The following is a 26,260-nucleotide window of genomic DNA, read 5'->3' on the forward strand; positions in this document are numbered from 1 at the left end:
GGCGCCGTCGGCCTGTTGGCCGGCGGGATGCCCGCGGCCGGGCCTACCGGCGGGTGGGCTCGTGGTCGGTGAAGAGGGCGATCATGCTGTGCGGGGCGTCGTCGTCGAAGCACAGCTCGTGGTTTCGGGCAGCCTCGGCGGCGGCAGCGGCGCTGCGGGGGAAGAGGGCTTCCTCGTACGCGGTGAGCGCGGCCTCGATGTCGTCCGGGTGCGCGGCGACGGCGTTGCCGAGCTCGGCGCCGTCGTACATGGCGAGGTTGGCGCCTTCGCCGGCGAACGGTGACATCAGGTGGGCGGCGTCGCCGAGCAGTGTGACGCCCGGCACCCGGTCCCACCGGTGGCCGATCGGCAGGGCGTTGACGGTCCGCGGAACCGGAGCGGTCTCGCCGTCCGTGATGAGGGCGGTGAGTTCCGGGGCCCAGCCGTCGAACTCCTCGGCCACGCGGGCCGTGGCCGCGTCCGCGCGGGTGAAGTCGATGGCGGCGATCCACTCCTGCGGCTTGTTGAGCGCCACATAGGTGTGCAGGACGCCGCCGGGTTCGCGGTGGGCGAGGATCCCCTTCCCGGGCGCGAGCGCGAAGAGTGCCCCGCCGCCGACTGCCCGTGCGCTGGCCGGGTGACGGGTGTCGCCGTCGAACAGGTACGTCTCGATGAAGGAGATGCCGACGTACTCGGGCCTGGCGGCGGACAGCAGGGGGCGGATCCGTGACCAGGCCCCGTCCGCGCCGACCAGGAGGCTCGTCGTCACGGTCGCCCCGTCCGCGAACGTCACCTCGTGCCGGCCGTCGCCGAGCGCGCGGACCGCGGTGGCCTTGCGGCCCCACTTGATCGTGTGGGCCGGCAGCGAGTCGAGCAGGATACGGCGCAGGTCGCCGCGGTGGACCTCCGGACGCCCACCCGTGCCGTCGTCGGGCTGGTCGAGGAGCACGGCTCCGTCCTTGTCGAGCACGCGCGAAGCTTCGCCGCCTTCGTGGACGAGGCCGAGGAATTCCTCGTACAGGCCCGCGGCCTTGAGGGCGAGCTGCCCGTTGTAGTCGTGGATGTCGAGCATGCCGCCCTGTGTGCGGGCGGTCGGCGAGCTCTCCGCCTCGTAGATCGTCGCCGGGATGCCGTGGACGTGGAGGACACGGGCGAGGGTCAGCCCTCCGAGTCCGGCGCCGATGATCGTGACATCAGTGGTCATGGTGATTCCTTGCCTGTCGCAACTCTGGAATGACGTTCCACGCCAGACTGGAGCGGCGTTCCAGGGATGTCAAGCTGGAACGTGGTTCCATGGCTGTGTCACGATGGATGCATGGCAACCAGGACGCGTCGTGCGGAGCGACGAGGCGAACCGCTCTCCCGGGAGCGCATCGTCGAGGCGGCGATCGGAATTCTCGACACGGCGGGTGAGGGTGGACTCACGTTCCGTGTGCTGGCCGAGCGTCTCACCACCGGGCCCGGCGCGATCTACTGGCATGTCTCGGGCAAGGACGAGCTCCTCAGCGCCGCCACCGAGGCCGTCGTCGCCGACACCATGACCGGCGCTCTCACCGATGCGACGCCGCAGGAGGCGATCCGTGACCTCGCGCTCGGCGTGTTCGACGCGATCGACGCCCACCCGTGGATCGGCACTCAACTCGCCCGCTCCCCGGGACAGTCGCCGATGCTGCGGGTCTTCGAACACCTCGGGCGCCAGGTCCGGGCGCTCGGCGTACCCCATGAGGCCCAGTTCACCGCCGCGTCCGCGCTGCTGAACTACATCCTCGGAGTGGGCGGACAGAACGCGGCCAACGCCCATGGACAGGAGTCGGAGGAGAACCGGACCGAGTTCCTCAACACCGTCTCGGCCACATGGGCAAACCTCGATCCCGACGAGTACGCGTTCACCCGTGACGTCGCGGAGCAACTGCGCGATCACGACGACCGGGTCGAGTTCCTCGCCGGAATCGACATCATCCTCACCGGAATCACGGCGTCGAGGGCCGGCTGACCCGGCGCCCGAGCACGCCTGGAGGGTGCGCTGCCGCTACCGAGACTGCACGGCGAACAGCTGGACGGCGTACTCGCCGCTCGTGCCGATCCCGGTCTCCTTGTACGTGCAGTTCAGGATGGCCGCACGGTGGCCTCTGGTGCTGTCCATCCACCCTTTGACATGTTCCGCGGAGGAGTGGAAGCCGGGTCCGGAGACGTTCTCCGAGGACGGCCCCGCAGGCGAGTAGCCGGCCCGCTGCATCCGGGCCAGGTCGCTGGACCCGTCCGAGCCGGTGTGCCCGGTGATGTTGTTCGCCGCCATGTCGTCGGCGTGGGCCTGGGCGGCCTGCATGAGCCGCGGGTCCTCCTTCAGGGGCTCGCAACCGGCCTTGTCCCGTTCCGCGTTGACCAGCTTAAGGATCTCGCCGGGGGAAGACTGCTGCACGGCGCGGGTGACGGCGGAGGCCGGGACCGCTGTCGCGGTCGCAGGGACGGCAGTCGCGGTGACCGCACTCGCGGTGACCGCGCCGCCCAGCATGAGCAGTGGCGCCGTACATGCGGCGGCACATGCGCGGCGAATCCGGCTGTTCTTGGTACGCATGGAGAGTTCCCCTTCGTCAGGGGTATGGGGAGACGACGCCGCCGCGGGATGCCGCGGGCACGGTGTCCTTGTCTTCTGGTTCCACCCTACGGCCGGGGGCACCGGCGTGCATCAGAGCTCGATCGAGAGGTGCACCCGCCCTGGGCGGACACAACTCAGTCGTCGGGTGCGGCTGTATGTGTTCTTTGTGGCTGGATATGATCGGCGCCTCTCGCTCGCGCGATCCAGCTCCGCCGCATCCCGAGGACCGATGTCTCCCATACCTGAAGGCACCCCAGGGCCGTCGACGGCCCGAAGACGGCGCACTGTGCGCCTCCGTACGCTGCTCATCTGGCTCGCCGTCGTCCCCACCGTGGCCATGGGCACCCAGGTGGCGGTGACCGCCGATCGGCTGCTGGTGCAGGCCGGCCACCTGCGCGACGACTTGGCGGCCAGCAAGCGGATCGGCGAGCCGCTGTTCCGGCTCATGGCCGAGCTGCAGGCCGAACGCAAGATGACCGCCGCACGCTGGGCGGGTACCCCCGTCCGTGACGCCGATCTGCGCGACCGCAGGGAGGCCACCGACCAGGCCGTGGCCGAATTCCGGCGCCTCGCGGCCGACTCCGGCGGCCGGCCGGAGTCCGCGCAGGCCGCGGAACACGTGCGGGACGTCAACACCCGCCTCGACCAGCTGACCGCCTTCCGCTCGCGCGCGGACGCCCGTACCGGCGTCGCCGCGCAGACGATGGCGTACTACGGCGAGGTCATCGACGGGATCACCGGTCTCTACCAGGGGGCGTTCAGCCACACCGATGACGCCGGTCTCGTCGAGGAGAGCCGCCCGGTCGTCGCCATGATCTCCGCTTCCGAGATGCTGGCCCGCCAGGACACGATCCTCACTCTGGCGGGGCCCTCCAGAGAGCTGACGCCCGCCGCCTTCGGTGAGTTCCTCGACGACGCCGGGGCGCACCGGCACCTGTACGACACGTGGATCGTGCCGTACCTGCCGCCCGCGGAGAAGCAGACGTACGAGCGGATCACCGCCTCGGACGCCTGGAAGACGAAGCTGCGCGTCGAGAACGCGATCGTCGCCCAGCACAAGATCACCGATTCCGGGATGAAACTGCCGTCCGATGTCGGCGACTGGCCGGCGGCGCACCAGGTGTTCGCGGCGCAGCTGGTCGAGCTCGGCAACCAGCGCTCGCGCGATCTGCTGGCGCACGCCGACGCGAACGCCGCCGAGCTGGAGACCGAGGTCTACTGGCTGGTCGGCGGAAGCGCCGGCGCACTGCTGCTGGTCGTGGCCGTCGTCATGGTCACCACCCGCTCGGTGCTCCGCCGCCTGCGGCGGCTGCACGAGCGCACCGTGGCCGTCGCCGAGCAGACGCTGCCGGACGTCGTGGCCCGGCTGCACCGCGGCCAGCCCGTCGACGACGCGATGCTGCCGGCCGTGAGCGGGCACCAGGACGAGGTGGGGCGGATCAACGACGCGTTCGCCCGGGTCGTCGCCGTGTCCGTCGACGGCCACCGGCAGCTCGCGGCCGAGCGGCACGGCTTCGGCATGTTCGCCTCCGGCATCGCCTCGCGCACCGGGAACCTGGTCAGCCGCCAGCTGAGCCTCACCGAGGACATCCAGGACACCTTCGGCCACGACGAGGCGCTGCTCGCCGAGCTGATGCGGTCCGACCAGCTGACCGTCGGCATGCGGCGGCAGGTCGAGAACCTGCTCATCCTGTCCGGCGGCGAGGTCCCCGACCCGCACACCGAGCCGATGCGGGTCGCCGACCTGCTGCGCGAGGCCGCGGCGGAGGTCGAGGACTTCCGGCGGATCGAACGGCACGCGCTGGACGAGGCGAGCGTCGAACCGAGCGTGATCAGCCAGATCAGCCACCTGCTGGCGGAGCTGCTGGACAACGCCACCCGGTTCTCCCCGCCCAGGTCGAAGGTGGTCATCCGGGCCGAACTGGTCGCGGACGGGTTGTCGGTGGAGATCGAGGACCGCGGGCCGCGGGTGGGCGCGGCCGGCTACGAGGAGATGAACCGGCGCCTGCACTCGGCCCCGCCCTACTCCGAACTCGCCGAGAACGCGCACCGGCTGGGCCTCTTCGTGGTCGGTCACCTGGCCGACCAGCTCAAGGCCAAGGTCACGCTGAGGCGTTCGGTGTACGGGGGGACCTCGGCCGTCGTCGTGCTGCCGAACGACCTGCTGGCGCGGCCGGCCGCCTCGGCCGCGTCCCTCGCCCCTGCCCCCGTGCCCGCCGCGGCCGATTCCGCGCCGGCCCCCGCCCCCGTCCCCGTACGGCGGGCAGCGGCCGAGCCGGGCCCGCGGCCGGCCGTCGCCGAGCGGCCGGAGCAGACGCCGGCGCCTGCGCGGCGTACGCCCGTGCTCAGGCCCGTGGCCGAGGACGGCGGCACCCGCCCCGCCCTCCCGGAGCGCGTCCCGCAGACCCACATGACCAGGCAACTGCGCGCACCGCGAGTGCCCGAGCCGGAGCCGGGCCCCGGCACGGACACCCCCGAAGAGGTCGCCGACGCCTGGGCGGACTATGAAGAGGGGACGCAGAAGGTGGAAGCCGAGCTCAGACAGGAACAGGATCAGCGATGACGACGACCCCCAACTCCGCGACGTCCAGCACTTCGGCATCGCACGACGCGATCTTCAGCGTCCTGGACAGCCACCTGAGCCGGATCGCCGGCATCCAGGGAGCCGTACTCCTCTCCAACGACGGGATCCCGCTCACCGCCTACCTCCTCGACCGGGACCAGTCGGAACGCATGGCGGCCGCGGCCTCCGGGATCGCAGCCACCATGAAGGCGATATCCCGGGAGATCGACGGCGGCCGCGTGATCCGCCAGCTGGTCGAGATGGACGACCGGTACCTCTGCGTCGTCGGGTGCGGGGAGGGCAGCACGCTCCTCGTGGTGACCTCCCGCAAGGCCCGACTCGGCGAGCTGGGCGGCGAGGCCGTACGTACCGCCCAGGCGCTCGGCGAATGGCTGGGCACACCCGATCGTTCCCAGGCGCCGAAGCCGTAATGCCCGAGCCCGAGATGCCGGAGCCCGAGCGGTCCGAACCCGAGCGGTCCGAATCCGAGGTGTCCGAATCCGAGGTGTCCGAACCAGAGGTGTCCGAACCAGAGGTGTCCGAGCCGGGGGAGCCGCAGCGCGGCAGCCGCCGCCGTACCCGGCTGTACGCGCTGACGGACGGCCGGACCGCAGCCCCGCAGACGGTCCTCACCATGGACACCACGATCACGGCCGCCGTCGGCCCCGACGCCCAAGGAGGCCTGCCCACCGAATGGCAGGCCGTCCTCGCCATGTGCGCCCCGCCGGGCGGGCTGGCGGTCGCCGAGATCGCGGCGCGGATGCGGATCCGGCTCACGCCGATGACGCTGCTGCTCGGCGAACTCGCGGACCGCGGGCTGATCCACCACCAGCCGCCCTTGCAGGGGGCGGAGACCACCAACGTCCACATGCTCATGAGAATCAGGGACAACCTTGCCCGGATATGATGGATATGACCCGTCTGTCGCCCCTGCTGGACAGGTGTCGCCTGTCAAGATCCTCGTCGCGGGAGGCTTCGGCGTCGGCAAGACGACCCTGGTCGAGACGATTTCCGAGATCGAGCCGCTGCGTACGGAGGAGCGGTTGACCGCGGCCGGCGTGGGCGTCGACGACCTCGACGGCATCGAGTCCAAAGCGGTCACCACCGTGGCGATGGACTTCGGCCGGCTCACCCTCACCGACGCGGGGGTCGTCCTCTATCTCTTCGGCACTCCGGGCCAGGAGCGTTTCTGGTTCATGTGGGACGACCTGCTGGCCGGCGCCCTCGGCGCGCTCGTCCTGGTCGACACGCGGCGCCTGGACCGCAGTTTCCCGGCGATCGACTTCTTCGAGAGCCGGGGGCTGCCGTTCGTGGTGGGCGCGAACTGCTTCCACGGCGAACAGTCGTACACCGCCGAGGAGATCGCCACCGCGTTGCACCTGCGCGACCCGGACACGCCCGTCCTCCTGCTCGACGCACGCGCCCGCACCGACGTCCGCGACGCGCTCCTCGCCCTCCTCGACCTGCTGATCAGTTCGGCGGACGCGGCGTAGCGAGGGGTGGGGTCCGTTCCTCAGGAATCCCCGTCGCCGGCGGCCGGAGGTCCGGCGGCGCCCGGGGTGGTGGCGGCCGGGGTGGTGGCGAGCTCGGCGAGGAGCGCCTCGGCGAGGCCCTCGCGGCGCATCCGCTGGTCCACGTACAGCATGGCGCTCGCCAGCTGACTGAATCCGATCTGGAAGATCTGGCCGGCGGCGCCGCCGAGGAGCACGAGGAGGAAGGCGAACACCAGGGCGGCGACGGCCCCCGCCGAGGGGGCGCTGCCCTCGGGTATCCCCTGCAGGGCGGGCATCATCGCGAACGTGCCGATGAGGTTGAACGGCAGCTGGATCGCGTACGCGATCGCCCCCGCCAGCATGACGGCGACCATGGTGTAGCCGAAGATCCGCCACCAGTCGCCCCGGACCAGCGCCGCCGAGCGCCGCAGCCCGGTGACCGGACCCGCGCCTTCCATGACCACGACGGCCGAGGCCAGGCCGAAGCGGATGTTGAGCCAGACGGCCAGCGGCGTGGCGGCCAGCAGCAGCAGCGGCAGGAGGCCGAGCAGCGCGATGACGCCGTCCTTGGACCCGGCGGAGAGCACCAACGGCAGCCACACCGCCAGGATGGCGAATACCGGGGAGCCGGCGATCAGGGCGCTGAGGAACAGCGCGCCGGCCACCGCGGGTGCCCGCCGGACCGAGGTCCGCCACAGCGCGCGGAAGGTGGTGGGGCGGCCCATCACGGCTTCCTTGAGGATCGCCGGACAGAGCGCGGCGATGACCGACATGCCCAGCATGCCGATGGTGAAGAGCAGGACGAACACCACGATGGCGGCGACGACCAGCGGGACGACGTGCTCGGTCGCCGGATCCTCGCCGAACGGCGGGTCGAAGACGGGTTCGAAGTGGTCGTAGACCGCGGCCACGGCGATGCCCACCACGAGGGCCATGGCCGGCAGGACGACGGCCTGCACGGCCAGCACCACACCGGCGAGCGTCTTCCAGTGGCCGCGGATGGTCGCGAACGATCCGCTGATGATGTCCCCGAGGGCCAGCGGACGCAGGGGTATCACCCCGGGCTGAGGCGCCGCCGGTGGCCACCCTCCCCACTGGGGAGCGCCACCCCAACCGCCCCCGTGCGCTCCCGGCCAGCTGTTCTGCGTCATGCACATGCTCCGTATGTCGTCCCCCTGTGGGACGCACAACATATCCCAGCTGGTCAGGGACATGGCAGGCTGCCGGTCGCTGCTGTGCCTGCGGACGTTCCTACTTGAACGGCACGTTGACGCAGGCGAGCCGCGCCCCGGCCGTACCGGCGGTGCCGGTTCCCGTGTGGGTGGCGTGCTCGTGGATCACCACGGAGCGGGCCTGATCGGCGCGGAACCGCCAGTCCAGGGTGGATGCCGAGGCGCCGTCGCCGTGGTGGTCGGTGGTGATGTCGAGCCACACCTCGTTGCGGGGATCGGCGTACGCGGGGTTCGTCGAGGGCTGCACGGGGTCCACGGCGTTCTGGTAGTGCGGCCCGGAGTCGTTCGGCTCGCTACCGCAGGGCTTCTGGTGCACGTGGGCGCCGAACGTCCGGTTCGCCTCCACGCCGTGGAGCCGCAGCTCCACGTGGGTGTCGTCGCCGACCCGCTCGGTGACGGTGACCTTGCCGCCGACGGGTACCGCTGCGGTGTCGAAGGTGACCGCCTGGTGTGCGGGCCGGCCCCCGGTCGCCCGGAACGACTCCTCGATCGTCACGCCCCGGTCGGCGACTGCGGCCAGGGGCAGGACGACAGCCAGGGAGGCGTTGAGCGCCGAAACGAGGAAGGACATCTTCCGCTCCTCTCACGACGGGTGTGCCGGATCGCCGGGGCCACAGCCCGGCGGGCGCTTCCGGGGAACATGGTTGCGCACCCGGCGGCCTCGTGCCGGGCGCCCCGAGGGTGTCGTCCCGGCTTTCCTTCGTCTGCGTCAGTGCCGGGCCTGCTGTCGAGCGAGGAAGTCGGTGATGAGCCCGAGCCACTCCTTCGGCCGCTCCGCGAAGGGGAGGTGACCGGAGGCGAGCTCGGCCGTCTCCGCTCCGGGGATGGCCGCCGCCAGCCGGCGCTGGAGGCCGGCCGGTACCAGGGAGTCGGCCGTGGTGACGATGACAAGGGTCGCAGCGCTGACCGCGGCGAGGTCCTCGCGTACGTCGGCCCGGCGGACCAGGTCGACCTGGGCGCCGGTGCCCGGCGGTATGGAGGAGGCGGTGGACTCGGCGGCCGCGCGTACCTGAGCGGGAGTCAGGGAGTTGAGCAGCGGTGCGCTCAGGGCCAGCTGGGCCAGGTACTGGGCGAGCAGGACGTGCTGTCCGGATTCGAAGAGCTGCTGCCAGATGCCGGCGGCCAGCTCGGTACGGGTGTCCACGTGGGCGAAAGTGGCGCTCAGGACGAGGGCGCTGACCCGTTCCGGGTGGCGGGCGGCGGTGCGGATGGCGACCGGGCCGCCCAGGGAGTATCCGCAGACGGCGAACGTCTCCAGACCTTCGGCGTCGGCCGCCGCGACGAGTTGGTCCGTCAGTTCGTCAAGGTCCAGAGGAGCTTCTGCGGCGGGGGTCGCTCCCGATCCCGGGAAGTCGATCCCGACCACGGTGTGCTCAGCGGCGAGCCCGTCCATGATCGATCCGTAGTTGGCCTCGATGCCGCCGCCCGCCCCGTGGGCCAGGAGGAGTCCGGGGCCGGATCCGCGGACTGAACGGGCGTAGGAGGCGCGGGATGCTTGGGTCATGAGGGGGTCCTTGAGTCGACGCGTTTGCATGGATGCGGCGTGGCGGGGGCGCGGGGCGGCACGACGCAGCGCCGGGTCAGATGGCTGCGAGAGGCGCGTGTCGTTCGCTGAGTCGGCGTACGGCTCGGGCGACGCGGGGGTCGGTTGCCGCGCGGAAGGGGTCGACCGGTGTGGCCCGGGCGCCGATGACGATGCCGGTCCGGCCGGTGAGTGCGGTGTCGGTGGCGGCGACGATGGAGGGCTTGGCCGCGACGGAGGCGGGGCCGGAGGTCGAGCGCTCGAACTTGCGGCGTACCAGGGGCCACAGGAGGCGCAGGGCGGGAGTGACGATCTTCGGGTCGGTCATGGTGCCGTTGGTCATGTCGGTGGCGGCGCCTCCGGGGTCGGCGGCGAAGACGGATACGCCGGTGCCGTCCAGCCGCGCGGCCAGGTCGAGGGTGTAGGCGAGGTTGGCGAGTTTGGCGCGGCCGTACCAGTGGAAGCCGTAGTAGCCGCCGGGCGGCTCGACGCTGTCGAACACCCGCTTGGCGGTCCCGACCGCGGCCGAGGTGACGTTCACGACCCTGCTCGGTGCGGCGGCCGTCAGGGTGGGCAGCAGCAGTTCGGTGAGCAGGTAGGGGGAGAGGTGGTTGACGACGAACGATGCCTCCACGCCGCCCAGATCCTGCCGGTCGGCGAACATCGCGCCGACGTTGTTGACCAGTACGGTCAGCGGTTCGCCCGAGACGGCGTGCTCGGAGGCGATCCGGTCGGCGAGCGCGCGTACTTCGCCGAGAGCGGCGAGGTCGGCGGCCAGGAACCGGGCCGGGTGCGCCGGGTTCGTCGCGTTGATGCGCTCGACCGCGCGGGCGCCCCGGTCGGGGTTGCGTCCGACCACGGTGACCGCGTACCCGGCGGCGGCCAGCCCCAGCGCCGTCTCCAGGCCGATGCCGGCGGTTCCGGCCGTGACCACAGCAGTTTTCTTCATGGCTCGTCCACTCCAGGCAGGCATTCGGATAGGTCATCCGCTTAATGCGACCGTAGCACACATACGGATGATGTATCCGTTTGGAGTTGCGGCCATGATGGTTACCGGTGATCAACGGCGCCCAGGCGGCCCCGGGCCGACGTGAAGGGACTGCGATGCGACACGCCACGGGCGATCACGCGCCCGGTACCGGCGGCTACGACGCCGAGCTGCGGCGCCACAACGAGGTGCTGCGCCGGGCGGCCGGCGTCCGGCTCCACGACCACGTCCTCGACATCGGTTGCGGCACCGGGCAGACCACCCGCCAGGCCGCGCGCAGGGCCCGGGCGGGCAGTGTGCTCGGGGTCGACATCTCGGCGCCCGCGATCGGGCGCGCCCGCGAGCTGGCTCGGGCCGAAGGACTGCGCAACGTCGCGTTCGAACAGGCCGACGCCCAGGTCCACCGCTTTCGGCCGGAGCGATTCGACCTGGTGATCAGCAGGTTCGGGACCATGTTCTTCGACGATCCCGTCGCCGCGTTCGCCAACATCGGGCGGGCGCTGCGCCCGGCCGGGCGCCTGGTGATGATGGTCTGGCAGGCCCGCGAGCGCAACGCATGGGACGTCACCATCCGCCGGTCCCTCGGAGCGGCCGAGGGGCCGGCGGCCGGTGCTTCCGAGGGGGGCGATCCGTTCTCGCTCGGCGATCCGCCGGCCGTGCAGGAGATCCTCCAGGCCTCGGGGTTCGCCGACGTCGCGTTCACCGACGTCCACGAACGGGTCTACTACGGTCCGGACGTGGTCGCCGCCCTCGACTGGGTCCGCGGCTTCACGTGCACCAGCGCAATCCTGAACGGGCTGGATCCGGCCGCCGTGCCACGCGCCGTCGAGAACCTGGGCGTGGCGCTCGCCGCGCATCTGGGTGACGACGGCGTCCGGTTCGACTCCCGGGCCTGGATCATCACCGCCCGGCGCGCCGGGACGGACTGAGGGGTGGTGGGCCGAGGCGCGCTGGGCTGCGGCCCCGGTCGGACGACGGCGCGGGTGCTCAGCGGAGGGTGGGGATCGCATCGCGGGTCTCGTCCACCTCGATGCCCGTGGTGCGGCGGCCGAGCGGCTCCGGTGGCGTTTCGTCCGAGCAGACGGTGCCCCGTGCGGGGAGCGCCAGGGCGGCGAGGTAGTCCGTGGCCAGGGCGCTGACGCATGCGCTCCGGTCGTAGACGGTGTGCCCTTCACCGGCGAACGTCAGCAGCCGTCCGCTGTCCAGCGTCCCCGCGAGGGCCACCGCGTCCTGGTACGGGGTGTCGTCGTAGCTGTCACGGGCGAAGTCCACGCCGGAGTTGCCGGGTCCGCCGGGGTGCAGCACCAGGACACCGGTGCGGTGCGCCGTGTCGGCCGCGGGGCGTCGGGTGACCGGTAGCGGGATCGTACGCCCGGTGGGCCTGCGGTGGTCCAGGGGCACCCGGGCGGTCGCGCACTCGAAGCCGTCGCCCGGGTCGTCGGCGTCCGCTCCGTCGCAGGGGCCCCAGGACAGGACGGGAACGGGCGGGGCGGTGAGGGGTGTCGCCGTGGCCGCCCCGGGCGCGCCCCCGAGGAGCACGGTGACGGCGATCAGGACGAGGGATGTCCCCCACACCGCTCGCTTGCGAGGGTCATCGGCCAAACGGGTCTGCATCGGCGGTTCTCCGTCATCGGCGGCGGCGTTGTGCACCGGCGACGACGTGGCTTCTGCCCAGCGCCCCTGTCGGTCCGGCAGGAGTTGATTCCGCCGGACGGGTGGCGGAGAAACCTTCCGGCTTCACGGCGCCGCATGGACGCGGCGGCGGCGCGGTACGGGTGCGGATGACCTTGATCGTCCTCATGAATCGAGAATTCCCGTGCGTCTTTGGCACGCCGTCACCGCCGCCTGCGGTGCCCTCGCCCTCACGACCGTCCTGGCCGCGCCCGCCCACGCCACCACCGGCGACTTCGGCTACAAGTTCGTCGGCTTCAGCGGCGAGGTCCAAGAGGTCACGCTCCACGACCCGGAGAGCTACGTCTGCATCACCATCGCCGAGGCCGCGGACCCGTCCGCCTCGGAGCCCGCCTTCGCGCCGCACAACGACACCGCGGCCTGGGCGATGGTCTTCACCGAGCCCGACTGCACCGGAGACTCCTGGACGCTCAAGCCCAAGGGACGGCCGGCCACGGACCGCCTGAAGCTCCGGTCGGTCGTCTTCCTCGACGAGCACTGACCGGCTCACGAACGGGGCCCCCGCCCGCCGGGGGCCCTGCCCGGGCCAGGGAGTGTCGTCAAAGTGGCGCCAGCCAGACGGGACTTTGACGACACGGCCTAGGTGCCCGTCGGCTGGCGGAGGCGGCGCCAGTAGCCGGCGAGGTCGTTCGTCGCGGCGGTGACCGAGTCCAGGCTCATCGTGGTGCGGGAGTCCCGTTCGTAGCGCTGCCAGTTCGGCATGGCCCGGTGGTTGGGATCGCCGGTGCGGATGAAGGAGATCCACGCCGCGTGCACGGTCGAGGCGAGCCCCTCACGGATCCGGGGGTCGAGCCCCGTCAGGAACGGCGCCTCCGACCACTTGTCGAAGTTGTCGAAGGCGAACGGCAGCTCCAGGCAGTGCGGCGCCGCCAGTTTGCCGCCGTACGCGGGCGTCGGTAGGTCGAACTGGTAGGCCCAGACCGGCCGCTTGCGGGCCGCCGCCCGCCGTTCGGCGAGCGCCAGGCCGGGCATCCGGAACAGGTCGTCGCTGATCAGGTCCATGAGCACGTCCACAGGCCGGGCGCCCGGCCGGGCCTCCTCGTACGCGCTGTACGCCTCGGACGCCCGGTTTCCGAAAGTGTCCCGCGCGCGTGCGAGCACCTGCTCCTTGGTCGCGGCGGCGTACGTCGGGTCGAGCGCGAAGGCGAAGTTGGCCTCCTCCCTCGTACAGCCGATCAGGATGTCGATGTCCGCCCCCGGACCGCTGAGCAGCAGGTCGGAGGGGTGGCGGTCCAGCGTCACCTCGTCGATCACCGGCAGGTACGGGGTCGACCAGTACCCCCACCGTCCGGTGCGCTTGAACATCTCGATGGTGGCGCCCATCAGCTGCTGCCAGGGCAGCGTCCGCAGCTGCGCCACGTCCTTGGCGCCGAGGATGTCGAGGAAGGTGGCGCTGCGCTGCAACGACTCCGTACGCGTGGGGATCTGCAGCCCGAGCGGCGGGCTCTGCAGGATGGCGCGCCGGAACAGCGGGCGGCCCGCGGGCCGGGCGCCGGCCAGCGCGGCGACCGAGAACGCGCCGCCGGACTGACCGGCGAGGGTGATGTTGTCCGGGTCCCCGCCGAATGCGGCGACGTTGTCCCGTACCCAGCGCAGTGCGGCGAGCTGGTCGGTGAGCCAGAAGTTCCCGCCGGCGCCGTCCTCGCCGAAGTAGAGGTATCCCAGCGGCCCGAGCCGGTAGTTGATGGTCACCACGACGAGGTCGCCGTCGCGCGCGAAGGTCTCGCCGGAGTAGATCGGCAGTGAGCCGGAGCCGGAGATGAAGCCGCCGCCGTGGATCCAGACCATCACCGGCCGCTTGGCGTTGTCGGCGTGCGGGGTCCAGACGTTGAGCGTGAGGCAGTCCTCGTCGAACGGGGGCGAGCCGTGCGATCCGAGCACCGGGTCGCCGCCTCCCTCCCGGTAGAGCTGCGGCGCGCTGGGGCCGAACACGGTGGCGTCGCGCGTTCCCGACCAGCCGGGATGGGGCTGGACGGGCCGCCAGCGCAGGGCGCCGACCGGTGGCGCCGCGTAGGGAACGCCCTTGAAGACGGTGAGATCTCCTTCGACGGCTCCGCGCAGCCGGCCCGCGGGCAGGTCCACGACGGGCGAGGGGTCGTCCGCTTGCGGGGCGGCCGCGGCCTGCGCCGCGTACCCACCCGGGATCCCGGAGGAGAGCAGTGCCGCTCCGGCCAACACCGTGCTGTTCTTGAGGACTTTGCGTCGCGATGGATCGTCGGTCATGGTGCTTCACTCCCTGACTGATCGCGGGACCGCCGCCGAGTCGGCATGGCGGGGATTTGACGACCGCAAGTGTTACGGCACATCTGCGAGTGGGGTCAAGGGGTGGGAGGGTCTCGCCGTTCAGTATCTCGCGAACTATTGACGACCGTCCCAATTGCACGATAGACACGTGTCACCCTCCAGGCACCCCATCGGCAACACCCGGTCCACCAGGGCCGGCTGACAACGTACGGAGTCTCCATGGCAGGTCGGTTTCGTCCCGTTGGACTGCTCGCCGTCACAACGGGCCTCTTGCTGACCACCGCATGCGGTGGCGCCAGCCTCGGGACCGGCGACGGCGACGAGCAGGACGGGCCCGTGAAGATCGGGCTCCTCGTCCCGCAGTCCGGGACGTACAAGGCGCTCGGCGACGACATGAAGCAGGGCTTCGAGCTCTACGTCAAGCAGCACGGCGGCAAACTCGGCGGCCGGGAAGTGCAGATCGTGATCGCCGACGAAGGGGAGACGGCCGACTCCGGCAAGGCGGCGGCGGAGAAGCTCGTCAAGCAGGACCGGGTGCTGGCGGTGAGCGGGGTGGTCAGCTCGGCCACCATCAACGGGGTCAAGGACCTCTTCGAGACGAGCAAGGTCCCGCTCGTCGGCTCGAACGCCTCGCCGACGACACTGACCGGGACCAAATACATCTGGCGCACGTCGTACGTCAACGACGAGCCGGGCAAGGCGCTGGGCAAGTACGTCGCCGAGAAGGCCGGCGGTCCCGTCTACCTGATCGCCGCGGGCTACCAGGCGGGCAAGGACGAGGTGGAAGGGTTCAAGTCCACCTTCCTCCCGGCCGGGGGCGAGCTCGCGGGGGAGGAGGTCTACACCCCGTTTCCGGGAACGAAGAACTTCCAGCCGTACCTCGCGCAGATCCAGAACTCGGGTGCGAAGGCGGTCTTCTGCTTCTACGCGGGCGGCGCGGCCGTCGACTTCGTCAAGCAGTACCGGGACTTCGGTCTGGCCGGCAAGATCCCGCTCTACGGGCCCGGCTTCCTCACCGAGGGCGGCGTACTGAAGGGACAGGGAGAGGCCGCCGACGGCATCCTCACCGCGCTCAACTACGGCGCGGACCTGGACAACGCGGCCAACAAGCAGTTCGCGCCGGCCTACCAGTCCGCCTTCGGCGCCCCTGCCACCACCTATGCGATGGCTTCCTGGGACGCGGCGCAGGTGCTCGACAAGGCGATCAAGGCGGCCGGCGGCACCGGCACCGGCACCGTGACCTCGGAATCGGTCAACGCCGCCATCGCCAAGGTGGGGGACGTCGACAGCCCGCGCGGCAGCTGGAAGTTCAACGACGCGGGTACGCCCGTCCAGCCCTGGTACCTGCGCGAGGTCAAGCAGGGCGCCAACACCGTGACCGCCGAGCTCGGCCGGCTGGGCGGCTGACATGACCGGATGGTTGAACGGCAACCTCGTCAGCGTCGTCGACGGGGTTGCCTTCGGTCTGCTGCTCTTCACGATCGCGGCCGGACTCTCCCTGGTCTTCGGCATGATGGACGTGCTGAACCTCGCCCACGGCACGCTCTACCTGGCCGGGGCGTACGTGGCCTACGCCCTGTCCGACGGCACCCTGTGGGGCCTGGTCCTCGCGCTGGCCGCCGGCGCCCTGGCGGGCGGTGCGGGCGGGGCCGCACTGACGTTCCTCACCCGGCCGCTGGCCCGGCGCGGGCACCTGGACCAGGCCCTGCTGACGCTCGGCATCACCTTCATCGTCGCGGACCTGCTCGCCGCGGCCTTCGGCGGCGACGTGCTGCCCACGGACCCGCCAACGGCCCTGCGCGGGACGGTGCACCTCCTCGGCCACGCGTATCCGGTGTACCGGCTCGTGTTCATCGGCGTTGCGGCAGGCCTCGCGCTCCTCGTGTACCTCGTCTTCGAGCGCAGCTCGCTCGGAGCACTGGTACGGGCCGCCGTCGCGGACCGGGACATGGTGCGCGCGCTGGGGGTCGACGTCCGCAAGGTGCTCTACGGGGTCTTCGCCTCCGGCGCGGCCCTGGCGGCGGTCGGCGGGGTCCTCGGGGCACCGATCCTGGGCCCGGGGCCCGGTGTCGACGAGACCGTACTCGTCCTGTCGCTCGTCGTCGTGGTCGTGGGCGGCCTCGGATCGGTCCGCGGCGCGCTCGCCGGAGCGCTCCTCATCGGGCAGGTGCAGACCCTGGGGGTGGCGCTGCTCCCCGAGTACGCTCCCTTCCTCCTCTTCGGGACGATGCTGATCGTGCTCGTCGTCCGGCCGCACGGCCTGGTCCCGTCGGCGGTGCGTGCATGAGCCCGACCGGAACCATCGGCGCGGCGCGCACCGCCGGAACCTCCGGCGCCGCCGGACGGCGGCTGTCCGTGACCGTCGCGGTCCTCGCACTCGCCCTGGCCCCCTTCGTCCTCGGCCCGTACGCCATCGGCACCCTGTCGCGGATCCTGGTGTTCGGACTCCTCGCCGTCAGCGTGAACCTGCTCACCGGCCTGACCGGACTGCCGACCCTCGGCCAGTCGGCCTACTTCGGAGTCGGTGCCTACACCGCCGCCATCGTGGCGACGCGCCTCACCGACATCGGAATCCTCCAACTCCTCATCGCCGCAGGCGTCTCCGCGCTGGTGGCCGTACCGACGGGATGGCTGGCGATCAGGGCCCGGGGCGTGGTCTTCCTGATGCTGACCCTGGCCATCGGCGAGATCGCGTACAGCGCCGCCGTCAACTGGAAGTCGCTGACGAACGGCACCGACGGCGTATCGGGCATCCCGCCCGTCGTACCACTGCCCGGCATGTCCGCACTGGCGCTGGACGGGCTGGTCTACTTCTACGTACTGGCCGTGTTCCTGCTGCTCTTCGCGGCCGCCTCCCGCCTGGGCTCGACCCCGTTCGCCCTCGCCCTGCGCGGAATCCGGGACAACGAGCCGCGGATGAGGGCGATCGGCTATCCGACGCAGCGCTACGCCCTGACCGTCTATTGCGGGGCCGGGGCGCTGGCGGGCGCCGCCGGAGCCCTGTGGGTCTCGGTACAGCGCTTCGTCTCGCCCGGCGACGCCGGATTCGAGATCGCCGCCCTGGCGCTGCTGGCCGTCGTCATCGGCGGCTCCGGCTCCCTGTGGGGGGCCTGCGCGGGCGCCGCACTGGTCTGGCTCACCCGCGACTACCTCGGAAACCTCGAAGCCGTCGCCGGGCGCGGCCCGTTGCTGCTCGGACTGCTCTTCGTCGTCGCCGTCTACGCGCTGCCCCGCGGGCTGGCCGGCGTACGGCTGCCGCTGGGGCCCACCCGAAAGAGAACGACGTGACAGACCGGACCCACGACCACTCCGCTCTACTGCAACTACGCAACGTGTCCCGGCACTTCGGGTCCTTCCGGGCTCTGGACGAGGTCTCCCTCACCGTGCGGGCGGGGGCGCGGCACGCGATCATCGGCCCGAACGGTGCAGGCAAGTCGACCCTGTTCGGCCTGATCTCCGGAACGCTGCCGGTCACCGCCGGATCGATCCTCCTCGACGGGAAGGACGTGACCCGGCTGCCCGTGTACCGCCGGGTCGGGCTCGGCGTCGCGGCGACGTTCCAGCACTCCAGTCTCTTCCTGCGCGAGTCCGTGCTGGAGAACGTCCTGCTCGCCCTGTTGCGCAGGCCCGGGGTAGGGCTCGGGGGCCTGCGGAGGGTCGCTGCCCGGCCGCAGGCCATCGCGCAGGCGCACGCACTGCTCGACCAGGTGGGTCTGCCAACGCGGCACGAGCTCGCGGCGGCCGAACTCTCGCACGGCGAGCGGCGGCAGTTGGAGGTCGCCGTCGCGCTCGCCACCGACCCCCGGCTGCTGCTCCTGGACGAGCCGGCAGCCGGCATGTCTCCCGCGGAGACCGCGCGGCTCACCGCACTGCTCGCCGCCCTGCCCGGCGAGGTGACCGTACTCCTCGTCGAACACGACCTCGACATGGTCTTCGAACTCGCCGACACGGTAACCGTCATGCACCTCGGCAGACACCTGATGACCGGCGCCCCCGACGAGGTACGGGCCTCCGCCGCAGTCCAGAGCGCCTACCTCGGCACCACGGAGGTCCCCTCGTGAAACCGTTCTTCAGCGTGCGCGAGCTGCGCTCCGGCTACGCCGGGGGCGTCGTCCTGGGTGGTGTAGACCTGGATCTCGACGCGGGAGGGATCGTCGCCGTCCTCGGGCGCAACGGGGTCGGGAAGACCACCCTCATCTCGACCGTCATGGGGCTCGTACGGCCGTACGGGGGCAGCGTCACCCTCGACGGCCGGGAGATCGCCGGAGCCCGCGTCGACGTGATCGCCCGGGCCGGGGTCGCCGTCGTCCCCCAGGGGCGGCGGGTGTTCGCGCCGCTGACCGTGGCCGAGCACCTGACGATCGCCTCTCGGCGTCCGGCGACGGGCCCGTGGACGAGGGCCCGCGTCCTCGACATGCTGCCGCGGCTGGGAGAGCGGCTCGGGCACCGCGGGGACCAGCTCTCGGGCGGGGAACAGCAGATGCTCGCGATCGCCAGGGCCCTGCTGGGCAATCCGCGCCTGCTGCTGCTCGACGAGCCGTCCGACGGCCTCGCGCCCGCGATCGTCGCCCAGGTCGGTGAGGTGATCCGGGAGGTGGGCGCGCAGGGCATGTCGGTCGTCCTCGTCGAGCAGAACCTGGGGCTCGCCTTCTCCGTGGCCCAGGACGTCGCCGTCATGCAGAAGGGCCGCATCGTCCACCGGGCGCCCTGCGCGGAATTCGCCTCCCGCCCCGACGACAGGCGCCGCCTGCTCGGCGTCGACTGAGCGGGCCCGCCCGCCTTCCGGAGCCGTTCGGTGCCGGACCGAACGGCTCCCGGCGTTGCCGTCTCGGAGGATGCTCAGTCGAGACAGAACTCGTTGCCTTCGATGTCCTGCATCAGGAGGCACGACTCGTTGTATTCATCGGCACGCAGTAGTTGGACGCGCGCAGCGCCGAGCGCGACCAGTCGTTCACACTCGGCCTCAAGCGTGGCCACGCGCTCTTCGCCTACGAGCCCGGTTCCGACCCGCACGTCAAGATGCACCCGATTCTTGACGGCCTTGCCCTCGGGAACGCGCTGGAAGTACATGCGCGGGCCCACACCTGTGGGATCCATGCAGACGAACCCCGCACCCTGACGTTCGGGCGGCAGCGATCGATCGTAGTCGTCCCAAGTGGCAAACCCCTCCGGCGGCGGCGGTACGACGTACCCCAACACCTCGCACCAAAAGCGAGCGACGCGCTCAGGTTCTGCGCAGTCGAAGGTGACTTGAATCTTCTTGATCGATGACATCGGCGCACCTTAGCAGGTGGACTCCGCTGCTCATCCCCCAGTAGGCGTACGCATGTTGATGGGGGAGAGGTTCCGGGGAACCGCGCTGACAGCCCATGAGGGCGACGTCGCCCTTTGCCATTGACAGGGGAGTGACGAGATGCCCCTGGTGGCTCGCCGAAACCAATGGTTCATGCGCGGGAACTTCAATTGACAAATGCAGAGCGATATGGCCCCGGAGATTCGCTAAACCGGCAGTCTGTTCACGGGTATTCGGAATTTGACAGTCCTTGCCGTTCTCATGTTGTGCTCACTGCTGATCTGGCTGGACAACACCGTCCTGAGTACCACCCTGGAGGCCCTCGCGGACCCGGTCCGCGGACTGGATGCCAGCCCGGCCGGGCTTCAATGGGCCACAGGCTCGTACACTCTGTCCTTCGCCACCTTGATGTTCACCAACTTGGTCATCCTCATGTGGACGTTCACGGGCCCCGCCCGGGCTGCCGCGATCGCCACCTTCTCGACATCCGCGGGTGTCGGAACGGCAGTTGGTCCGGTGTTGGCGGGATTTCTTCTCGGCCATTTCTGGTGGGGCTCGGTTTTCCTGATCAATGTCCCCGTCGTGGCACTGGCGTTGGCCGGGATCGCCGTACTGGTCCCGAATTTCCGCAGCCCCGTCCTGCGGCCGCTGGACCCGGCCGGGATGGTGCTGTCGATCACCGGGCTGGCGGCGCTGGCGTAGGGGCTGATCCGTGCGGGGCAGGTGGCCGCCTGGGGTCGTACGGACGTCCGGGCGCCGATCGCCGTCGGACTGGTCCTGCTGGCCGCTTTCGTATGCGTCGAACTGCGAAGCAATGCGCCCGGCTTCGACCCCCGACTGCTCGCGCAGCGGACGTTCGGTGCGATCCTGGGGGCGCCTCTCGGAGCAGGTCTGGTCCGCCGTTGTTCGCTTCGCCCCGTCGCCGCGCCGGCGCTCACCGCGGCGGCGCTGACCACGGGCGCGTACGGGTACCTCGGGCTGCAGACCCCACTCTTGCGGATCGAGATCCTGCTGTTGGCCCGGGGACTCTCCATCGGCATGGTGATCGGCCCGGTGACTGCTGCACTGATCAACTCCCTGCCGCCGGAACGGGCCGGGGCGGGGTCGGCCGTCACCAACACCGTGCGACAGGCCGGCAGCGTGATCGGGATCGCGGTCGGCGGCACGATCATGTCGATCGTCTACCGGGGCGAGATCGAACCCTCGCTGAGTGATGTACCCGGGCCGGCGCGGGACCGGGCGCGGGTCTCCGCCGAACAGGCCCGCCATGTCGCGACCGCGATCCACCGGCCCGCTCTCGCGCACGCCGCCGATGACGCGTTCCTTCACGCCATGCACGTCGGCGCGGCCTGGATCATGCTCATCGCACTGTTCGGAGCAGCTGTTCCGGTGGCTGCCCTGCGTCCTGACACAAAGCCCGCGGGGCCGGTACAGGAACCGGCCCACGATCGGGACACCCCGCGGATCGATGCGGCATCGGGGTAGGAGAAGGGCCCCGCACCGCCATGGTGATGCGGCGGTACGGGGCCCGGGGCCGGCAGGCCGGGTCAGCGCGGTGCGGCTGCGGGCACCAGGGCGGCGCCGGCGCGGCCGTCGCCGTTGAAGTCGCCGACCCGCCACGTGGCGTGGTCGAAGTACCTGCCGTTCCTCCTTCTAGGGTGGGCACGTTCTCGACACCATCGAGAAATCCACCGGCCGCGGCGCGAGATGGAGTCTGCGCGGCGGCGGACTGCAATTCGAGGGATGGCTATGAGGCTCTTCAGCGTAGGGGCGCGCGAGTACGCCGCCCTCACCGTGCTCGGCAGCGAGGAATTCGACGCCATGGAAGTGGTGGAGATGACCGGGGCCGGCCGTGGTGGGCTGCTGCTGGAGTTCCGCATGGACGAGGAGTCGGCCACGCTGGCCCACCTCGGTGCGGAGGTCGGCATCCCGCTGCTGAGGGCCTCCCTGGAGATCTTTCGGGAGGACTTCCTGGAGCCGAGGCGCGCGGCGGGCCTGCGGCTGCCGCCCTGGTAGCCCGTACGGTCTGAACCCTTCGGGAGAGCCCCGCCGGACACGCGCCCGGCGGGGCTCTCCCGCGTCTTCCGCACACCGCCGGAGCGGCCGGGTTCCATGTCACTCCGGAACGTTCCGGATGCCCTGGGCGGTGCTCCCGCCACTACCTTGGCGACCGCGTACGCCGGCCCGACCAGCCCAGGGAGCAGTGATGCCGACGACTGCCACCACGCTCAGGCAGCAGGAGCGCAGGGTGCTCCATGCCGTCGGCTGCGGCCTGCGGGACGACGAGATCGCCGCCGACCTCGCCATCCCCGAAGACGCGGTGGCCGGACACCTCGCGCGCATCCTCGCGAAACTCGGGCTGCGCGACCGGGCTGCCGCCATCGTCCACGCCTTCGACTGCGGCCTCGTCGTCCCCGGCAGCGGCCCGCGCACGCAGGACGCGAGCCCGGTGCCGCGAGCTGCCGTGGTGCCGAAGGCGAGACCGAGAGTACGGATCTCCCTCCTCGGACCGCTGCAGGCATGGCAGGACGGGCGACCCCTGAACCTGGGGCACCTGCGCCAGCAATCCGTACTCGCCGCGCTCGCGCTGGGCGCGGGGCGGACCGTCAGCCGGCAGGAACTGCTCGACGGAGTATGGGGAATGGAGTCGCCCCTCACGAACGTGGTGCCGGTGTACGTCTACCGACTGCGCAAGGCCCTGCGCACGGGGGACGGCCCGGACTCGCTGATCGAGCACGACCGGTGTGGCTACCGCCTCGCCCCCGGCGCCGTCGAAGTGGACGTGGCGCGCATGGAGAGGCTGCTCACCGATGTCGGGAGGGCCGACCGGGCGGGCGAGGGGACCGAGGTGGTCCGCCTGTGTTCCGAGGCCCTGGACCTGTTCCGCGGGGAGCCCCTGGCCGGCCTGCCCGGGCCGCTCGCCGAGGTGGAGCGGCTGCGGCTCACCGAGCGCAGGGTCGCCGTCGTACAGCGGAAGGCGCAGTGGCAGCTCCGGCTGGGCCGGCACTTCGAAGCGATCGCCGAGCTGTTCGCCCTGTCCACCGCGCACCCGCTGAACGAGCCGGTGGCCGCGACGCTGATGCGCGCGCTCCACCGCAGCGGACGGCAGACAGAGGCCCTGACCGTTTTCGACCATGCCCGCCGCCGTCTGGCCGAGGACCTGGGGGTTCTGCCGAGCCGGATGCTGCGGCAGACGTACGAGATGATCCTGCGCGGAGACCACCTGTCAGCAGCCGACTGCTCGGCCGTTGACAGGTGGTGAGGAATCCGCTCCGTGGTTACCAGGGGTACCAGGCGCCGTTGTACCACTGCTCGCTGGCGCTGTCGTTGTGGTGATCCATGTTGAAGTCTTCGGGATAGTTCCTGACGTGGTTGTTCGGGTAGGTCCAGATGCCGGCGGACTCGTCGCAGACGTAGTCCCAGTGGCAGATGGTCTTGACGGGCACGTTGCCGAAGGTCCTGTCGGCACCGGCGAGCGGGGCGCCGATGATGCCGCCGAACGGCACGGACCCTCCGTTGGCGCCGGGAGGGCCCTGGCGCTTGGGGTCCGCGATGAGAATGGCGTTGACGTTGTCGAACGTCTGCGAGTTCTCGGTGACCCAGACGTGCACCACGCCGGCGCCCAACGAGTACCCGGCCATCTTGACGTGCTGGCCCGGACACGCGGCACGCTGGTCGCGGACCAGCCGGTTCAGCTCATTGACGCCCGCCCGGGTGCTCGCGCCGTTGGGGATCTGGGTGGGGTACCCGACGTGCTGCTGGATGTTGCCGTAGAAGCCGTCGTTGTTCCACGAACTGCCGGTGCCCCCGACGACGATCGTGTACGTGCCCTCGCACGAAGCCGTCGCCTTTGCCGCGGCCCCCTGCGCGTTGGCCCCCTGTACCGCTGAAAGCCCGACCGTCAGCAGAAACCCGGCTGCCACGGCCGCGATCCTTCTGGCTCGCATTCGATTCCTCCCCAAGTAGTCGGCCCACGCGTCCGCATTCCGATGCGGAACGCAGTCGGCCAAGGTCACCGGACGACAGTGGCAGCGGCCGATGACATCCCGATGAAACCCGCGGCGGCGCGCAGGCTCCATCGGGATTTCATCGCTCCTCCCTAGCGTGGCCGCGTTCGGACGAAGGCCTGGACCACAGGGGAAGGACGGCTCGATGGCGCGGAGGAGATTCATGGCGAGGCTGCCGATGGCGGTCATGGCCGCGGTGGCGGTGATGAGCACGATGGCGGCCGCCGGATCGCCGGCCGCCGGGTCATCGGCCGCCGGGTCATCGGCCGGGTCGGCGACCGCCGGACAAGGGCCGGACAAGCCGACGATCCGATACACGGAGTACGGAATCCCGCACATCACCGCCTCGAACTGGGAGGGGCTGGGAACGGGCTACGGATACGCCGCGGCCAAGGACAACGTCTGCACGCTGGCCGACACCTATCTGATGGTCAACGCCCAGAGGTCCCGCTACCTGGGCCCCGACGGCAAGACGAGCCCCGGCGAGAATCAGAACACCACCACCAATCTCAACAGCGACCTGTACTTCCAGCGGATCAACGACAACCGGGTGGTGGAGCGGCTGATCGACCAGCCCGCCCCCAACGGGCCGGAGCCGGAGGTCAAAGAGGCCATTCGCGGCTATGTCCAGGGGTACAACAGGTACCTGGCCGAGACGGGCGTGAACAACATCTCCGACCCGGCCTGCCGCGGTGCGGCTTGGGTGCGGCCGATCACGGAGCTGGACGTCTACCGGCACGCGCACGCCGAGATCATCATGGGCAGCGCCGATCCGCTGCTGGACGGCCAGGTGACGGCCGCGCCCCCGGGGTCCTCGGCCGCCGCGCCGCCGGCATCCTCGCCCCAGGAGACCGCCTCGAAGATCCGGGACGCGCTGGCCGTCAGCCGGCAACAGAGCATGGGCAGCAACGCCTTGGCGGTGGGTTCACAGGGCGTGTCCGGGGGCACCGGCATGCTGCTGGCCAACCCGCACTTCCCGTGGCAGGGCAAGAACCGGATGTGGCAGAGCCAGCTGACGATCCCGGGGAAGATCAACGTCTCCGGGGCCAGCCTGCTCGGATTCCCCGCGGTCAACATCGGGCACAACGAGGACGTCGCCTGGAGCCACACGGTCGCCACGGTGGCCCCGTTCGGGCTGTTCGACGTACAGGTGGACCCGCTGAACCCGACCAACTACCTGGTCGACGGGGCCTGGCAGCAGATGACCTCGCAGCAGGTCGGTGTCGACGTACTGAACGCCGACGGCTCCATCGGCAAGGTCACCAGGACGCTGTGGTCCACCCGGTACGGCCCGATCGTCACCTCCGTGCTCGGCATCCCGCTGCCATGGGTGGTCAGCGCCCACGCGGTGCGCGACGTGAACATGGACAATCTGCGGGCGCTCAACACCTGGTTCCACCTCGACCGGGCCAAGGACGTCGACGAGGTGGTCAACACCCTGGAGACCACTCAGGGCGTCCCCTTCTTCAACACCGTCGCCTCCGACCGCAAGGGCAACGCGCTGTACGCGGACATCCAGGCCACCCCGAACATCACCGACGAGCACGCGGAGTCCTGCCTCACCCTGACCGGGCGGTTGCTGTTCAACCAGGAGTTGCGGCTGCCGAACGTGCCGCCGGTCTCCATCTTCGACGGTAAACGCAGCGCGTGCGACTGGCCCGATGACCCGAACGCCGTCGCGCCGGGACTGCTGGACCCGCACAAGCAGCCGCGCCTGATCCGCAAGGACTTCGCCGGCAACGCCAACGACAGCGCCTGGCTGGCCAACCCCGAGCAGCCGCTGTCCTTCCCCAGGGTGATGGGTGATACGGCCGCGCCCCGATCGCTGCGTACCCAGGAGCTGATCCTGACCGCGCAGAACCGGATCAACGGCACGGACGGCCTGCCCGGCAGGGGTTTCACACCGGAAAACATGCGGCAGTTGCTGTTCGCCGACAACAGCAGGGCGGCCGACCTGGCGCTCGACGCCACGGTGACGATGTGCCGGAGCGTTCCCTTCGGGCTCATCCTGGTGGACGGCAATCTGGTCAACGTGAGCGAGGCGTGTCCGGTCCTGGCCGCGTGGAGGGACCACAACTACTCTGCGGACAGCCGGGGATCGTGGCTGTTCGAGAACTACTGGGCCTTCCTGCTCGGTGGGCAGGCGATCGAGAAACTGCCGTGGCGGGTGCCCTTCGACCCCAAGGACCCGGTGCACACGCCCAATTCGCTGGACCCCGGAAGCTCTGCCGTCCGGGACGCGTTCGGCCGGGCGGTGCTCGCGCTGCGCAAGGCGGGTATTGCGCTGAACGCGCCGCTGTCGGACGTCCAGAAGATCACCCGGGGCGGTGAGCAGATCCCGATCCACGGTTCGATCAGCGAGCTCGGCGTACTGAACGTGGTCACTCCCGGCATGGTCGAAGGGAAGCCGGACATCGTCTTCGGGTCCAGTTTCATCCAGCAGGTGAAGTTCACCGCCGACGGCCCGCCACAGGCCTCCTCGGTGCTGGCCTACTCCCAGTCGGCCAACCCGAACTCTCCGCACTACGTCGATCAGACCAAGCTGTTCTCGGCCGGCCAGTGGGTGACGGAACGGTTCACCGAGGACCAGATCGCGGCTTCGCCGGCTCTGGAGATCAAGGTCCTTTCCTGAGGCCGCTCTTTCATCAGGA

At 70.7% G+C, this 26,260-nt stretch carries 27 protein-coding genes; 17 read left to right on the top strand and 10 right to left on the bottom strand.

Annotated elements, in window-relative coordinates; translation table 11 throughout:
• Positions 1–43: 43 nt before the first annotated feature.
• A complete protein-coding gene (locus tag ACIQU4_RS08945; protein ID WP_403727491.1) occupies positions 44–1,183 on the bottom strand; it encodes an FAD-dependent oxidoreductase in 1,140 nt (379 codons plus the stop codon).
• A 111-nt stretch (positions 1,184–1,294) separates the two neighbouring features.
• Here ACIQU4_RS08945 and ACIQU4_RS08950 point away from each other — a divergent pair, with 111 nt between their 5' ends.
• On the top strand, positions 1,295–1,972 hold the full coding sequence (locus ACIQU4_RS08950; protein ID WP_403727493.1) for a TetR/AcrR family transcriptional regulator: 678 nt from the start codon (positions 1,295–1,297) through the stop codon (positions 1,970–1,972).
• Between the two features lie 36 nt (positions 1,973–2,008).
• Here ACIQU4_RS08950 and ACIQU4_RS08955 read toward each other — a convergent pair whose 3' ends face one another.
• Complete coding sequence (locus ACIQU4_RS08955; protein WP_403727495.1) at positions 2,009–2,491, bottom strand: CAP domain-containing protein; 483 nt, start codon at positions 2,489–2,491, stop codon at positions 2,009–2,011.
• A gap of 370 nt (positions 2,492–2,861) precedes the next feature.
• On the opposite strand from ACIQU4_RS08955, the gene ACIQU4_RS08960 reads away from it, so the two are divergent.
• Genes ACIQU4_RS08960 through ACIQU4_RS08975 form a run of 4 tightly spaced genes read left to right on the top strand, consistent with a single transcriptional unit; the run spans position 2,862 to position 6,631 of the window.
• Entirely contained in the window at positions 2,862–5,138 is a 2,277-nt protein-coding gene (locus ACIQU4_RS08960) for a nitrate- and nitrite sensing domain-containing protein (protein WP_403727497.1), read from the top strand.
• Entirely contained in the window at positions 5,135–5,569 is a 435-nt protein-coding gene (locus ACIQU4_RS08965) for a roadblock/LC7 domain-containing protein (RefSeq protein WP_266572841.1), read from the top strand. The genes ACIQU4_RS08960 and ACIQU4_RS08965 overlap by 4 nt, the downstream gene beginning before the upstream one ends.
• On the top strand, positions 5,569–6,045 hold the full coding sequence (locus tag ACIQU4_RS08970) for a DUF742 domain-containing protein (RefSeq protein WP_403727499.1): 477 nt from the start codon (positions 5,569–5,571) through the stop codon (positions 6,043–6,045). Before ACIQU4_RS08965 ends, ACIQU4_RS08970 begins: the two co-directional genes overlap by 1 nt.
• Positions 6,046–6,079: 34 nt before the next feature.
• Positions 6,080–6,631: a GTP-binding protein gene (locus tag ACIQU4_RS08975; protein ID WP_403727501.1), complete on the top strand. Its 552-nt coding sequence runs from the start codon at positions 6,080–6,082 to the stop codon at positions 6,629–6,631.
• Positions 6,632–6,651: 20 nt separating this feature from the next.
• Here ACIQU4_RS08975 and ACIQU4_RS08980 read toward each other — a convergent pair whose 3' ends face one another.
• From ACIQU4_RS08980 to ACIQU4_RS08995, 4 genes are all read right to left on the bottom strand, one after another.
• Positions 6,652–7,689 carry a hypothetical protein gene (locus ACIQU4_RS08980; RefSeq protein WP_403727502.1) on the bottom strand — a complete coding sequence of 346 codons (1,038 nt, stop codon included), beginning with the start codon at positions 7,687–7,689 and terminating at the stop codon, positions 6,652–6,654.
• Between the two features lie 193 nt (positions 7,690–7,882).
• Entirely contained in the window at positions 7,883–8,434 is a 552-nt protein-coding gene (locus tag ACIQU4_RS08985) for a superoxide dismutase family protein (RefSeq protein WP_403727504.1), read from the bottom strand.
• Positions 8,435–8,572: 138 nt separating this feature from the next.
• On the bottom strand, positions 8,573–9,367 hold the full coding sequence (locus tag ACIQU4_RS08990) for an alpha/beta fold hydrolase (RefSeq protein ID WP_403727506.1): 795 nt from the start codon (positions 9,365–9,367) through the stop codon (positions 8,573–8,575).
• 76 nt (positions 9,368–9,443) lie between these two features.
• Positions 9,444–10,334: an SDR family NAD(P)-dependent oxidoreductase gene (locus ACIQU4_RS08995; protein WP_403727508.1), complete on the bottom strand. Its 891-nt coding sequence runs from the start codon at positions 10,332–10,334 to the stop codon at positions 9,444–9,446.
• Between the two features lie 155 nt (positions 10,335–10,489).
• Here ACIQU4_RS08995 and ACIQU4_RS09000 point away from each other — a divergent pair, with 155 nt between their 5' ends.
• Positions 10,490–11,302 (top strand): class I SAM-dependent methyltransferase, encoded by an 813-nt coding sequence (locus ACIQU4_RS09000; protein ID WP_403727510.1) that lies wholly within the window; start codon positions 10,490–10,492, stop codon positions 11,300–11,302.
• Positions 11,303–11,360: 58 nt separating this feature from the next.
• Here ACIQU4_RS09000 and ACIQU4_RS09005 read toward each other — a convergent pair whose 3' ends face one another.
• On the bottom strand, positions 11,361–11,987 hold the full coding sequence (locus tag ACIQU4_RS09005; protein ID WP_403727511.1) for an alpha/beta hydrolase: 627 nt from the start codon (positions 11,985–11,987) through the stop codon (positions 11,361–11,363).
• A 202-nt stretch (positions 11,988–12,189) separates the two neighbouring features.
• Between ACIQU4_RS09005 and ACIQU4_RS09010 the strand changes: the two genes are divergently transcribed.
• The gene (locus ACIQU4_RS09010) at positions 12,190–12,546 is read left to right on the top strand and encodes a hypothetical protein (RefSeq protein ID WP_403727513.1); all 357 of its coding nucleotides are present in this window, start codon (positions 12,190–12,192) and stop codon (positions 12,544–12,546) included.
• 98 nt (positions 12,547–12,644) lie between these two features.
• On the opposite strand, the gene ACIQU4_RS09015 is transcribed toward ACIQU4_RS09010, so the two are convergent.
• Positions 12,645–14,288 (bottom strand): carboxylesterase/lipase family protein, encoded by a 1,644-nt coding sequence (locus tag ACIQU4_RS09015; protein ID WP_403727514.1) that lies wholly within the window; start codon positions 14,286–14,288, stop codon positions 12,645–12,647.
• 291 nt (positions 14,289–14,579) lie between these two features.
• Here ACIQU4_RS09015 and ACIQU4_RS09020 point away from each other — a divergent pair, with 291 nt between their 5' ends.
• The 5 genes from ACIQU4_RS09020 to ACIQU4_RS09040 are packed head-to-tail and all read left to right on the top strand — an operon-like array spanning position 14,580 to position 19,074.
• Positions 14,580–15,716, top strand: coding sequence for an ABC transporter substrate-binding protein (locus ACIQU4_RS09020; RefSeq protein ID WP_403727516.1), 1,137 nt, complete (start codon positions 14,580–14,582; stop codon positions 15,714–15,716).
• Position 15,717: 1 nt separating this feature from the next.
• Complete coding sequence (locus ACIQU4_RS09025) at positions 15,718–16,596, top strand: branched-chain amino acid ABC transporter permease (RefSeq protein ID WP_403727518.1); 879 nt, start codon at positions 15,718–15,720, stop codon at positions 16,594–16,596.
• The gene (locus ACIQU4_RS09030; RefSeq protein ID WP_403727520.1) at positions 16,593–17,597 is read left to right on the top strand and encodes a branched-chain amino acid ABC transporter permease; all 1,005 of its coding nucleotides are present in this window, start codon (positions 16,593–16,595) and stop codon (positions 17,595–17,597) included. Before ACIQU4_RS09025 ends, ACIQU4_RS09030 begins: the two co-directional genes overlap by 4 nt.
• The gene (locus ACIQU4_RS09035; RefSeq protein ID WP_403727522.1) at positions 17,594–18,370 is read left to right on the top strand and encodes an ABC transporter ATP-binding protein; all 777 of its coding nucleotides are present in this window, start codon (positions 17,594–17,596) and stop codon (positions 18,368–18,370) included. Before ACIQU4_RS09030 ends, ACIQU4_RS09035 begins: the two co-directional genes overlap by 4 nt.
• Positions 18,367–19,074 (top strand): ABC transporter ATP-binding protein, encoded by a 708-nt coding sequence (locus ACIQU4_RS09040; RefSeq protein WP_403727523.1) that lies wholly within the window; start codon positions 18,367–18,369, stop codon positions 19,072–19,074. Before ACIQU4_RS09035 ends, ACIQU4_RS09040 begins: the two co-directional genes overlap by 4 nt.
• Positions 19,075–19,148: 74 nt before the next feature.
• On the opposite strand, the gene ACIQU4_RS09045 is transcribed toward ACIQU4_RS09040, so the two are convergent.
• Positions 19,149–19,583, bottom strand: coding sequence for a VOC family protein (locus tag ACIQU4_RS09045; RefSeq protein ID WP_403727524.1), 435 nt, complete (start codon positions 19,581–19,583; stop codon positions 19,149–19,151).
• A 259-nt stretch (positions 19,584–19,842) separates the two neighbouring features.
• Here ACIQU4_RS09045 and ACIQU4_RS09050 point away from each other — a divergent pair, with 259 nt between their 5' ends.
• The 4 genes from ACIQU4_RS09050 (at position 19,843) to ACIQU4_RS09065 (ending at position 22,864) form a co-directional block, all read left to right on the top strand.
• Entirely contained in the window at positions 19,843–20,304 is a 462-nt protein-coding gene (locus tag ACIQU4_RS09050) for an MFS transporter (protein WP_403727526.1), read from the top strand.
• Between the two features lie 21 nt (positions 20,305–20,325).
• Positions 20,326–21,087 (top strand): hypothetical protein, encoded by a 762-nt coding sequence (locus tag ACIQU4_RS09055; RefSeq protein WP_403727528.1) that lies wholly within the window; start codon positions 20,326–20,328, stop codon positions 21,085–21,087.
• Positions 21,088–21,345: 258 nt separating this feature from the next.
• Entirely contained in the window at positions 21,346–21,618 is a 273-nt protein-coding gene (locus ACIQU4_RS09060; protein ID WP_403727530.1) for a hypothetical protein, read from the top strand.
• Between the two features lie 190 nt (positions 21,619–21,808).
• Complete coding sequence (locus ACIQU4_RS09065) at positions 21,809–22,864, top strand: BTAD domain-containing putative transcriptional regulator (RefSeq protein WP_403727532.1); 1,056 nt, start codon at positions 21,809–21,811, stop codon at positions 22,862–22,864.
• 16 nt (positions 22,865–22,880) lie between these two features.
• Here the strand turns inward: ACIQU4_RS09065 and ACIQU4_RS09070 are convergent, their stop codons facing one another.
• A complete protein-coding gene (locus ACIQU4_RS09070; protein WP_403727534.1) occupies positions 22,881–23,549 on the bottom strand; it encodes a cutinase family protein in 669 nt (222 codons plus the stop codon).
• 205 nt (positions 23,550–23,754) lie between these two features.
• On the opposite strand from ACIQU4_RS09070, the gene ACIQU4_RS09075 reads away from it, so the two are divergent.
• Positions 23,755–26,241, top strand: coding sequence for a penicillin acylase family protein (locus tag ACIQU4_RS09075; protein WP_403727536.1), 2,487 nt, complete (start codon positions 23,755–23,757; stop codon positions 26,239–26,241).
• The last annotated feature ends 19 nt before the right edge of the window (positions 26,242–26,260 follow it).

This window comes from Streptomyces sp. NPDC090741, from assembly GCF_044769045.1.
Taxonomy (GTDB): domain Bacteria; phylum Actinomycetota; class Actinomycetes; order Streptomycetales; family Streptomycetaceae; genus Streptomyces.

What these genes read in the sequence shown, in the direction of transcription:
- ACIQU4_RS08945 (WP_403727491.1), bottom strand. Translation starts at nt 1,183, where the DNA reads ATGACCACTGATGTCACGATCATCGGCGCCGGACTCGGAGGGCTGACC.
- ACIQU4_RS08950 (WP_403727493.1), top strand. Translation starts at nt 1,295, where the DNA reads ATGGCAACCAGGACGCGTCGTGCGGAGCGACGAGGCGAACCGCTCTCC.
- ACIQU4_RS08955 (WP_403727495.1), bottom strand. Translation starts at nt 2,491, where the DNA reads ATGCTGGGCGGCGCGGTCACCGCGAGTGCGGTCACCGCGACTGCCGTC.
- ACIQU4_RS08965 (WP_266572841.1), top strand. Translation starts at nt 5,135, where the DNA reads ATGACGACGACCCCCAACTCCGCGACGTCCAGCACTTCGGCATCGCAC.
- ACIQU4_RS08970 (WP_403727499.1), top strand. Translation starts at nt 5,569, where the DNA reads ATGCCCGAGCCCGAGATGCCGGAGCCCGAGCGGTCCGAACCCGAGCGG.
- ACIQU4_RS08985 (WP_403727504.1), bottom strand. Translation starts at nt 8,434, where the DNA reads ATGTCCTTCCTCGTTTCGGCGCTCAACGCCTCCCTGGCTGTCGTCCTG.
- ACIQU4_RS08990 (WP_403727506.1), bottom strand. Translation starts at nt 9,367, where the DNA reads ATGACCCAAGCATCCCGCGCCTCCTACGCCCGTTCAGTCCGCGGATCC.
- ACIQU4_RS08995 (WP_403727508.1), bottom strand. Translation starts at nt 10,334, where the DNA reads ATGAAGAAAACTGCTGTGGTCACGGCCGGAACCGCCGGCATCGGCCTG.
- ACIQU4_RS09000 (WP_403727510.1), top strand. Translation starts at nt 10,490, where the DNA reads ATGCGACACGCCACGGGCGATCACGCGCCCGGTACCGGCGGCTACGAC.
- ACIQU4_RS09005 (WP_403727511.1), bottom strand. Translation starts at nt 11,987, where the DNA reads ATGCAGACCCGTTTGGCCGATGACCCTCGCAAGCGAGCGGTGTGGGGG.
- ACIQU4_RS09015 (WP_403727514.1), bottom strand. Translation starts at nt 14,288, where the DNA reads ATGACCGACGATCCATCGCGACGCAAAGTCCTCAAGAACAGCACGGTG.
- ACIQU4_RS09025 (WP_403727518.1), top strand. Translation starts at nt 15,718, where the DNA reads ATGACCGGATGGTTGAACGGCAACCTCGTCAGCGTCGTCGACGGGGTT.
- ACIQU4_RS09030 (WP_403727520.1), top strand. Translation starts at nt 16,593, where the DNA reads ATGAGCCCGACCGGAACCATCGGCGCGGCGCGCACCGCCGGAACCTCC.
- ACIQU4_RS09045 (WP_403727524.1), bottom strand. Translation starts at nt 19,583, where the DNA reads ATGTCATCGATCAAGAAGATTCAAGTCACCTTCGACTGCGCAGAACCT.
- ACIQU4_RS09060 (WP_403727530.1), top strand. Translation starts at nt 21,346, where the DNA reads ATGGCTATGAGGCTCTTCAGCGTAGGGGCGCGCGAGTACGCCGCCCTC.
- ACIQU4_RS09065 (WP_403727532.1), top strand. Translation starts at nt 21,809, where the DNA reads ATGCCGACGACTGCCACCACGCTCAGGCAGCAGGAGCGCAGGGTGCTC.
- ACIQU4_RS09070 (WP_403727534.1), bottom strand. Translation starts at nt 23,549, where the DNA reads ATGCGAGCCAGAAGGATCGCGGCCGTGGCAGCCGGGTTTCTGCTGACG.
- ACIQU4_RS09075 (WP_403727536.1), top strand. Translation starts at nt 23,755, where the DNA reads ATGGCGCGGAGGAGATTCATGGCGAGGCTGCCGATGGCGGTCATGGCC.